A 9,413-nucleotide genomic window follows, 5' to 3' on the forward strand; every position below is an offset into this window, starting at 1 on the left:
GAGCACTCTGTGATCGTGCTTACAATGACGAGGCAGCGTGGGGGCGGCTGTCTTGGACGAACCTGGATCTGTGCCCTGGTCCAGCGATGGAGGTTTGGTGCTTATTGGCCTGATGGGACGGCTGCTGGCCGCCCACAAAGGGACCGTCCTGACCATCGCTGTCCTGCAGCTAATGCAGACCACGGCCAACCTCCTCCTCCCCACCCTGAACGCGGCCATCATCGATGACGGGATCGTCAACGGCAATGTCCCGGAGATCCTGCGGCTTGGCGCCTGGATGGTCGCGATCGCGTTCGTTCAGGTCGCCGCGGCCGCCGCCGCCAGCTATCTGGGCGCGATCGTCGCCATGGAGCTGGGCCGTCAGCTTCGCGAAGAGCTGTTTGCCAAGGTCCAGTCCCTGTCCTCGCAGGAAGCCGGCGCGTTCGGCGCAGCCAGCCTGGTCACCAGGGCCACGAACGACGTCGCGCAGATCCAGAACCTTGCGGTGCTCGTCTTTACAATGCTGTTCGCCGCGCCGGCCATCTTCGTTGGCGGCATCGTGCTGGCGCTCAACCAGGACGTCGCCTTGTCCGGAATCGTGGTCGCGGTCATTCCGGGACTCGCCGTCATCATGTTCCTGATCGTCCGCCGCCTCGTCCCGCTCTACCGGCAGGGCCAGGAACACATCGACCGGATCAGCCGGGTGCTGCGGGAACAGATCATCGGCGCCAACGTCATCCGCGGTTTCGTCCGCCAGGGGCACGAAATCCGCCGCTTCGACGGTGCCAACAAGGACCTCACCCAGAACAACCTGCGTTCCGCGCTGCTGGTCGCCGGCATGATGCCACTGATCATGCTCGTGGTTAATCTCTCGTCGGTCGCCGTGGTCTGGTTTGGCGGGCACCGGATCCAGTCCGGTGAGATGCGGCTGGGGGCGTTGACGGCGTTCATCGCCTACATCCTGCAGATCCTGGTCGCGATCATGATGGCGATGTACGTCTTTATGACGGCGCCGCGTGCGGCCGCCTGCGCGGAGCGGGTCCAGGCTGTCCTCGACACCGCCCCCGCGATCACGGACGGTCCGGGCGGGGCCACACCCGAGGGCAACGCCGTGGAGTTCCGCAACGTCTCCTTCGCCTACCCGGGCGCCGAGGCTCCCGTCCTGGATGGCATCAGCTTCACCGCCGTCCCCGGGACGGTGACGGCGGTCATTGGCGCCACCGGCAGCGGCAAGTCCACACTGCTGAACCTGCTGCCACGGTTCCTGGCGGCCACCGGCGGTGACATCAGCATCGGCGGCTGCGACGTGCGCAGCCTGCCGCTGGACACCCTGCGGAGCCTGATCGCCGTCGTGCCCCAGCACTCCTATCTGTTCTCCGGAACCCTCGCCGAGAACCTGAGGATGGCTGCCCCGGCGGCGTCGGACGCCGACCTCTGGCAGGTACTGGGTGCCGCGCAGGCCGACGAGTTTGTCCGGAACCTCCCCCAGGGGTTGGAAGCGCCGGTGAGCCAGGGCGGCACCAATTTTTCCGGCGGCCAGCGGCAGCGGCTGTGTATCGCGCGGGCCCTGCTCCGCGAAGCGCCCGTCTACCTCTTCGACGACAGTTTCTCGGCGCTGGACTACGGCACCGACTACCGGCTCCGGGAGGCGATCGGGCCGCTGCTGGCCGCGGCCACCATCCTGATCGTCGCCGAACGAGTGGCCACCATCGTCGACGCCGGGCTGATCCTCGTACTCGAGGACGGCCGGCTCGTTGCGCAGGGCACCCATCACCAGCTGATGGTGTCGTCGCCGAGCTACCGGGAGATCGCCGCCTCCCAGCTCGTGCTGGAGGAAACCCTGTGAGCCCTGAACCGTCCCTCGGAGCCGAAACCGGCGCCCCCACGACCGGCGATGCCGCCACCGGTGCCTCCACGGCCGGTGCACCCACGACCGGCGATGCCAGGGACCAGTCGCTGGTGGACACACCCGCCGGCGGCCGCAGCGACACGCTCCCGGCGGCAACGCCGCTGGAGACCGCCACCGACGGGTTCCGGTGGCGGTCCGCCGGACGGCTGCTCGGGCTGTTGCGGCCATCGAGATGGCGGATGGCCGGCGTCATCGCCGCCACCTGCGCCTTCGTGGTGCTCAACGTGGCGGCACCAAAAGTCCTGGGTGACGCCACCGACGTCGTGGTTGCGGGCGTGGTCGGGGGATCTTTCCGTGTGGAAGAACTCGCTGCGCTGTTGGCCGGCGTTTCCGTCCTGTATGTTGGGGCGTCTGTCTTCAGCTGGGTCCAGGGTGCCCTGACAGCCGTCGCCGTGCAGCGGCTCAGCTATGGTCTCCGCGCCGCGGTGGAGGAGAAACTCCACGTCCTGCCGTCCGGCCATTTTGACGAACAACACCGCGGCGATGTGCTGAGCCGCGCCACCAACGACGTCGACAACATCGCGCAGGCCCTCAACCAACTGCTCAACCAGCTGATCATGTCACTGCTGATGCTCTCCGGGGCGCTGGCCATGATGCTGTGGCTTTCCCCGGTCCTGGCCCTGATCGCGCTGGTCTCCGTCCCCCTGTCCACCCTCATCACGGTCCTGGTCGCCCGCAAATCCCAGGCCCACTTCACGGAGCAGTGGGCGGACACCGGCGGGCTGCATGCTCAGCTGGAGGAGTTCTTTACCGGCCACGAAGTCCTGAAAGCCTTCGGCCGGCAGGAGGCTGCCGCGGCCAGCTTCAAGGAGCGCAACGACAAGCTGAGCCGGGCCAGTGCGCGTGCGCAGTACGTCTCCGGCGCGGTGCAGCCCCTGATGGTGTTTGTGTCCAACCTCAACTACGTCGCCGTCGCCGTCGTCGGCGCGCTGCAGGTTCTCGCCGGCGCCTTGACCATCGGCGGCCTGCAGGCCTTCATCCAGTTCAGCCGGCTCTTCAGCCAGCCGATGGGGCAGATCGGCGGCATGCTGACGCTCGTGCAGTCCTGCCTCGTGTCGGCCGGGCGGGTGTTCGAACTTCTGGACGCAACGGAGATCCCTGCGGAAATGGCCCGCGCTTCGGTGCCGAAGTCGGCGGCCGGCGCCGGCGCCCTGGCGCAGGGCGCAGCGTCCGGCGCAGCCCCGACCGGCCCTGCCTTACCCGGCGCAGCCCCGACCGGCCCTGCCTTACCCGGAGCCGCCGGCCGGGTCAGCTTTGAACAGGTCAGCTTCGGTTACCGCCCCGGCTCACCCGTGGTCCAGGAACTGTCCTTTGTCGTGGAACCGGGGCAGACCGTGGCGATCGTGGGGCAGACCGGTGCCGGCAAGACCACCATGGTGAACCTCCTGATGCGCTTCTACGAACCGGATTCAGGCCGGATCACGGTCGACGGCACGGACATCGCGGCGCTGACACGGGATGAGCTCCGCGCAAATTTCGCCGCGGTGCTGCAGGATGCCTGGCTGTTTACCGGAAGCATCCGGGAAAACATCGAGTACGGCCGCCCCGGTGCCGGCGATGCCGAGATCGCGGCCGCTGCGCAGGCCAGCCACGTGGACCAGTTCGTCCGGGCCTTGCCCGGCGGCTACGGCACGATGCTGGGCAACGACGGCGATTCGCTGAGCCGCGGCCAGCGTCAGCTCATCTCGATCGCCCGGGCCCAACTGGCCGGACGCAACATCCTCGTCCTCGACGAGGCCACCAGCTCGGTGGACAGCCGCACCGAAGTGCAGATCCGGCAGGCCATGCAGCGGCTGCGGCAGGGACGCACAAGCTTCGTCATAGCCCACCGCTTGTCCACCGTCCGGGACGCTGATCTAATTCTGGTCATGGACCAAGGACGAATCGTTGAACAGGGAACACACCCACAGCTGATCGCGGAGGGCGGGCTCTACCGGAAACTGTACGAGGCCCAGTTCGCCCGCCGCGAACAAACCAAGCGTGCGCAGGAGCCCGGACAGTGACCCCGACCGAAACGTCAACCAAGCCGTTCCCCGGCCTTTGGCGTCCGAATCCGGCCAGCTCCGTTCCGCTGTTTGACCAGCTCCGGCTCAACATCATCGAACGGGCTGACGACGGGACCCTGGCGCCCGGGACCAAGCTCCCTGCCGTCCGCAGCCTGGCCGGTGAACTGGGCGTCGCACCCCACACGGTGGCCCGCGCCTACAAGGAACTGGAGGCGGCCGGCGTCGTGGTGACCCGCGGCCGGAACGGCACCGTGGTCTGTGCCCGGGACGAGGCCTGGAGTTCGCTGACCGCTGCGGCGGCCGAGTTTGCCGCGGCCGCGAAGGCCCGGGGTGCCAGCTTCGCCGAGGCCGTGCAATTGCTCGCCGCCGCCTACGACCGCGAGTGACGAACAGCTAACACATCGGGCGGTGTTCCCGGGCCTGGGACACCGCCGGGAATAGAAATTCGAAGAAGTTTTCGATTAGCATTGGTAGCGTGCCTAAAGCCGTAGCTGAAGATCCAGCCCTCGATTCCCCGTCCGAAGTCACTCCGATGGGCTCCGCAAAACCGGGGCGCCGGATCGACTCCCGCCCCGCGCCGAAACGTCCGGACATGTCCCGGCTCATCGTCAAGGGCGCCCGCGAACACAACCTGCGCAACGTGGACCTGGACCTGCCCCGGGACTCCATGATCGTTTTCACCGGGCTCTCCGGCTCAGGCAAGTCCTCGCTGGCATTCGACACGATCTTCGCCGAGGGGCAGCGCCGCTACGTCGAATCACTCTCCGCCTACGCCCGGCAGTTCCTGGGCCAGGTGGACAAGCCCGACGTCGACTTCATCGAGGGGCTCTCGCCCGCGGTCTCCATCGACCAGAAGTCCACCAGCAAAAACCCGCGCTCCACCGTGGGCACCATCACCGAGATCTACGACTACATGCGTCTCCTGTGGGCCCGTGTCGGCCGCCCGCACTGCCCCATTTGCGGGGAACCCGTCACGAAGCAGACCCCGCAGCAGATCGTCGACCAGCTGCTCGAACTGCCCGAGGGCACACGCTTCCAGGTCCTGGCCCCCGTGGTCCGTGGGCGCAAGGGAGAATTCGTCGAGCTGTTCAAGGAACTGACCGCCAAGGGATACTCCCGCGCACGGGTCGATGACAAACTGATCCAACTGAGCGATCCGCCCAAGCTGGGCAAGCAGTTCAAGCACACCATCGAAGTGGTCGTGGACCGGCTCGTGGTCAAAGAAGGCATCAGCCAGCGGCTCACCGACTCGGTGGAAACCGCGCTGGGCCTGGCCGAAGGACGGATTCTCGCCGAATTCGTCGACCTCGACGCCGACGACCCGGAACGGGTCAGGGCGTACTCTGAACACCTCGCCTGCCCCAACGAGCACCCGCTCGCCATCGACGAGATTGAACCGCGTTCCTTCTCCTTCAACAACCCCTTCGGCGCGTGCTCGGCCTGCAGCGGCATCGGCACGAAGCTGGAAGTCGATGAGGAACTCATCATTCCGAACGGGGAGCTGTCCCTATCGGAAGGCGCGATCGCGCCCTGGTCCCTTGGCACCGCGACCACGGAGTACTGGAACCGCCTGCTCGACGGGCTCGCCAAGGAACTCGGTTTCTCGATGACGACCCCGTGGGACAAATTGTCCAAGGACACCCGCCAGACCGTGCTGCACGGCAAGGACCACAAAGTCGTGGTGCAGTACCGCAACCGCTTCGGCCGGGAACGCAAATACAGCACCGGCTTCGAGGGTGTCATCCAGTACGTCCACCGCAAACACCTGGAAACGGACTCGGACAGTGCCCGGGACCGCTACGAGGAGTACATGCGGCAGATCCCGTGCCCGGCCTGCAACGGCGCGCGGCTGAACCCGGCGTCGCTCTCGGTCCTGATCAACGGCAAATCGATCGCCGCGGTCGCCGGCATGCCGATGCGGGATTGTGCCGACTTCCTGGACAACCTCGTGCTCACCGGCCGCGAAGCCCAGATCGCGCACCAGGTCCTCATCGAGATCCAGGCCCGCCTGACCTTCCTGCTCGACGTCGGCCTGGAGTACCTGAACCTGGAACGTCCTTCCGGCACCCTGTCCGGCGGCGAAGCCCAGCGCATCCGGCTGGCCACCCAGATCGGCTCCGGCCTTGTGGGCGTGCTCTACGTGCTGGACGAACCCTCCATCGGGCTGCACCAGCGCGACAACCGCCGCCTGATCGAAACCCTCACCCGGCTGCGCGACCTCGGCAACACCCTGATCGTCGTGGAACACGACGAAGACACCATCCAGGAAGCCGACTGGATCGTCGATATCGGACCGGGCGCCGGCGAACACGGCGGCATGGTGGTGCACTCCGGTTCCTACCAGGACCTGCTCAAGAACACCGAGTCGCTCACTGGCGACTACCTCTCCGGCCGGAAGCGGATTGAGACCCCCAAGAAGCGGCGGAAATACGACAAGAAGCGCGAACTCAAGGTCGTCGGCGCCAGGGAGAACAACCTTCTGAACGTGGATGCCACGTTCCCGCTGGGCCTGTTCACCGCGGTGACCGGCGTCAGCGGCTCCGGCAAGTCCACCCTGGTCAATGAGATCCTCTACAAGGTGCTGGCCAACAAACTCAACGGCGCCAAGCAAGTGGCGGGGCGGCACAAATCCATCCAGGGTCTGGAGCACCTCGACAAGGTGGTGCACGTCGACCAGAGCCCCATCGGCCGCACCCCCCGGTCCAACCCCGCCACCTACACCGGTGTCTTCGACAACATCCGCAAGCTCTTCGCCGAGACCACTGAGGCCAAGGTCCGCGGCTACCTGCCGGGCCGGTTCTCCTTCAACGTCAAGGGCGGCCGCTGCGAGGCCTGCTCCGGTGACGGCACCCTGAAAATCGAAATGAACTTCCTGCCGGACGTCTACGTGCCCTGCGAGGTGTGCCACGGGGCCCGGTACAACCGGGAAACCCTCGAAGTCCACTACAAGGGCAAAACGATCGCCGACGTGCTGAACATGCCGATCGAGGAAGGCGCCGAGTTCTTCGCCGCCTTCTCTCCGATTGCGCGGCACCTCAGGACCCTCGTCGACGTCGGACTCGGCTACGTCCGGCTCGGCCAGCCCGCCACGACCCTGTCCGGCGGCGAGGCACAGCGCGTGAAGCTGGCCGCGGAGCTGCAGAAACGCTCCAACGGGCGCAGCATCTACGTGCTCGACGAGCCCACCACCGGGCTGCACTTCGAGGACATCCGGAAGCTGCTGCTGGTGCTGCAGGGCCTCGTGGACAAGGGCAACACCGTCATCACGATCGAGCACAACCTCGACGTCATCAAGAGTGCGGACTGGGTCGTTGACCTGGGTCCCGACGGCGGCTCCGGCGGCGGCCGGATCGTCGCCTCGGGAACGCCGGAGCAAGTGGCCAAGTCGACGCAAAGCCACACGGCTGCCTTCCTGGCCGAGATCTTCGCCTGACGCACACCGGGAAACGGGGGCGTCGCCGAACCAGCGGCGGCGCCCCTTGCCGGTTACCCGGAGCTATATTCCCCGCCGGGTATGCGAGTTTCTGGCATCCGTTCACTCGTGAGAAACTAAGCCGGTGACCCAAACAACAGTGCCCGTGATCTTTGACCTGGACGGCACTCTTGTCGATCCGGCCGGAGGCATCACGGACGGAATCGCGGCGGCCCTCACGGAGCTCGGGCTCGGCGTCCCCGGGAAGTCCCGGATGGATGCCATGATCGGCCCGAAACTCAGCCACTCCCTCACCGAAATCGCGGGCGTCCCCGCCGAACAACTCGATGACGCCATCCGGATCTACCGCGCCCACTACCTCGCCACCGGTATCGGCCAAAGCCGGCTGTATCCGGGAATCCGGGCCCTCCTGGAAGCCTTCGTCGAATCCGGCCGGCCCATCGCCGTGGCCACGCAGAAGCCCGAAGGCCTCGCCCGGAAGGTCCTCGAGCACCACGGCATAGCCGCGCTGTTCCACACCATCCGCGGCTCGGCGGCGGATGAAGGGGCCGCCGCCGGAGTTCCTTCCGGTAAGGCAGCAATTGTCGCCGCCGCCCTGGCTGACCTGGCCACGCACCGCGGCCTGGACGCCCGGCAGGCCGTGATGGTGGGGGACCGGGCACAGGATGTGGCCGGAGCGGCCGCCAACGGCTTGGACTGCATCGGCGTAGGGTGGGGCTTCGCTCCGGACGGCGAACTGGACGCCGCGGGAGCCGTGGAGATTGTGCACAGCAGCGCGGCACTGCACGAGACCATTGCCCGGCGGGATAGGGTTCCGGATGCCGCCCAGGGATCTCTCATGCCACCGACCGCAGCGACCCCTGACCCGTTGACCGAAGCCCAAGACGAGGTGCACACCGATGGCAATGTTTGATGCAATCCGCTGGACCACGCGGGGCCTGGTGACCTCGACGTGCCGGCCCACGGTCATCGGACTTGAGAACGTGCCCAAGGAGGGCCCGTTCATTGTGGCTCCCAACCACTTGTCGTTTCTGGACAGCGTGATCGTCCAGGCACTCATGCCCCGGCCCGTGGCTTTTTTCGCCAAAGCGGAATATTTCACCACCGGTGGCCTCAAGGGCAGGGCAATGAAGTCCTTCTTCGAAGCGGTCGGCTCCATCCCGGTGGAACGAGGCGAACAGGCCGCAAGCGTTCAGGCACTCAAGACGCTGCTGGAGATCCTCGACTCCGGGAAGGGCGTCGGCATCTACCCGGAGGGGACCCGCTCCCGCGACGGAATCCTGTACCGCGGCCGTACCGGCGTGGGATGGCTCGCCCTGACCACCGGCGCCCCCGTCATTCCAGTCGGACTGATCGGCACGGAACACCTGCAGCCTGCTGACAGCAAGTCGGTCAAACCCCAGCATTTCACCATGAAGGTCGGCGAACCGCTGTACTTCGACAAGACCGGACCTGACCACTCGCTTCCGGCTCGCCGCCAGGCCACCGACCGCATTATGGATGCCATAGCCGCTCTCAGCGGCCAGGAACGCTCCACGAGCTACAACCAGAGCAAGACCGTCGAGTAGGCACAGTCCGTCAAGCTGTAATCCGCCGATCAGGTGTGCGGGGCATGGAAGACTTTCCACAACGGATGTGTCGCGCGGCTCCTAGAAAGCCGGCTGGTCGGTACTTGTGGCGCGGAACGAGTGCCCGGCCTTGACGACGGTCCAGTCGGGGAAGGGATCGGCAGGCAGTTCCTGCTGCGGATGCGGGTCCGTTTCTGCGTATGCGTCCAGTCCCAGGGCCGCGTCCAAATCCATGTCATCATTCATGTCTGCCGCTAGATCCGGGACCGATTCCGCGCCTGATTCCATGTCCGTTGTTGCGTACGTGTCCAAAAGCCCGGGTGGCCAGTGGGGTGGTTCCCAGTCCTGTTGTTCGCTGGGGTAGTTCCTTCCGGACGGGGAGGTCCAGCCGGGTGGGGTGTCTTTGGTGGCCCCGGCCGGTGTCCAGGCGGAGCTGTGTTTCAGGCCGTGGTGTTTGCGGCAGGGCCCGCCGAGGTTGGTGATCCCGGTGGTGCCGCCGTCGGCCCAGGCCAGGAGGT

The 9,413-nt window shown here is 66.5% G+C and carries 6 protein-coding genes and 1 pseudogene; 6 read left to right on the forward strand and 1 reads right to left on the reverse strand.

The window, feature by feature from the left end:
- Positions 1–112 precede the first annotated feature (112 nt).
- From AC50YM_RS08375 to AC50YM_RS08400, 6 genes are all read left to right on the forward strand, one after another.
- Positions 113–1,825, forward strand: coding sequence for an ABC transporter ATP-binding protein (locus AC50YM_RS08375; RefSeq protein ID WP_494956512.1), 1,713 nt, complete (start codon positions 113–115; stop codon positions 1,823–1,825).
- A 242-nt stretch (positions 1,826–2,067) separates the two neighbouring features.
- On the forward strand, positions 2,068–3,891 hold the full coding sequence (locus tag AC50YM_RS08380; RefSeq protein ID WP_494956513.1) for an ABC transporter ATP-binding protein: 1,824 nt from the start codon (positions 2,068–2,070) through the stop codon (positions 3,889–3,891).
- Complete coding sequence (locus tag AC50YM_RS08385; protein ID WP_494956505.1) at positions 3,888–4,280, forward strand: GntR family transcriptional regulator; 393 nt, start codon at positions 3,888–3,890, stop codon at positions 4,278–4,280. Before AC50YM_RS08380 ends, AC50YM_RS08385 begins: the two co-directional genes overlap by 4 nt.
- A 146-nt stretch (positions 4,281–4,426) precedes the next feature.
- Positions 4,427–7,327, forward strand: a complete 2,901-nt coding sequence (gene uvrA, locus AC50YM_RS08390; RefSeq protein WP_494956514.1) for an excinuclease ABC subunit UvrA — start codon at positions 4,427–4,429, stop codon at positions 7,325–7,327.
- Between the two features lie 124 nt (positions 7,328–7,451).
- Positions 7,452–8,240 (forward strand): HAD hydrolase-like protein, encoded by a 789-nt coding sequence (locus tag AC50YM_RS08395; protein WP_494956506.1) that lies wholly within the window; start codon positions 7,452–7,454, stop codon positions 8,238–8,240.
- On the forward strand, positions 8,227–8,895 hold the full coding sequence (locus tag AC50YM_RS08400; RefSeq protein ID WP_494956507.1) for a lysophospholipid acyltransferase family protein: 669 nt from the start codon (positions 8,227–8,229) through the stop codon (positions 8,893–8,895). Before AC50YM_RS08395 ends, AC50YM_RS08400 begins: the two co-directional genes overlap by 14 nt.
- An 81-nt stretch (positions 8,896–8,976) precedes the next feature.
- Here AC50YM_RS08400 and AC50YM_RS08405 read toward each other — a convergent pair.
- Positions 8,977–9,413: pseudogene (locus tag AC50YM_RS08405) on the reverse strand (HNH endonuclease signature motif containing protein); the annotation flags it as partial.

Source organism: Pseudarthrobacter sp. RHLT1-30-1, assembly GCF_059383415.1.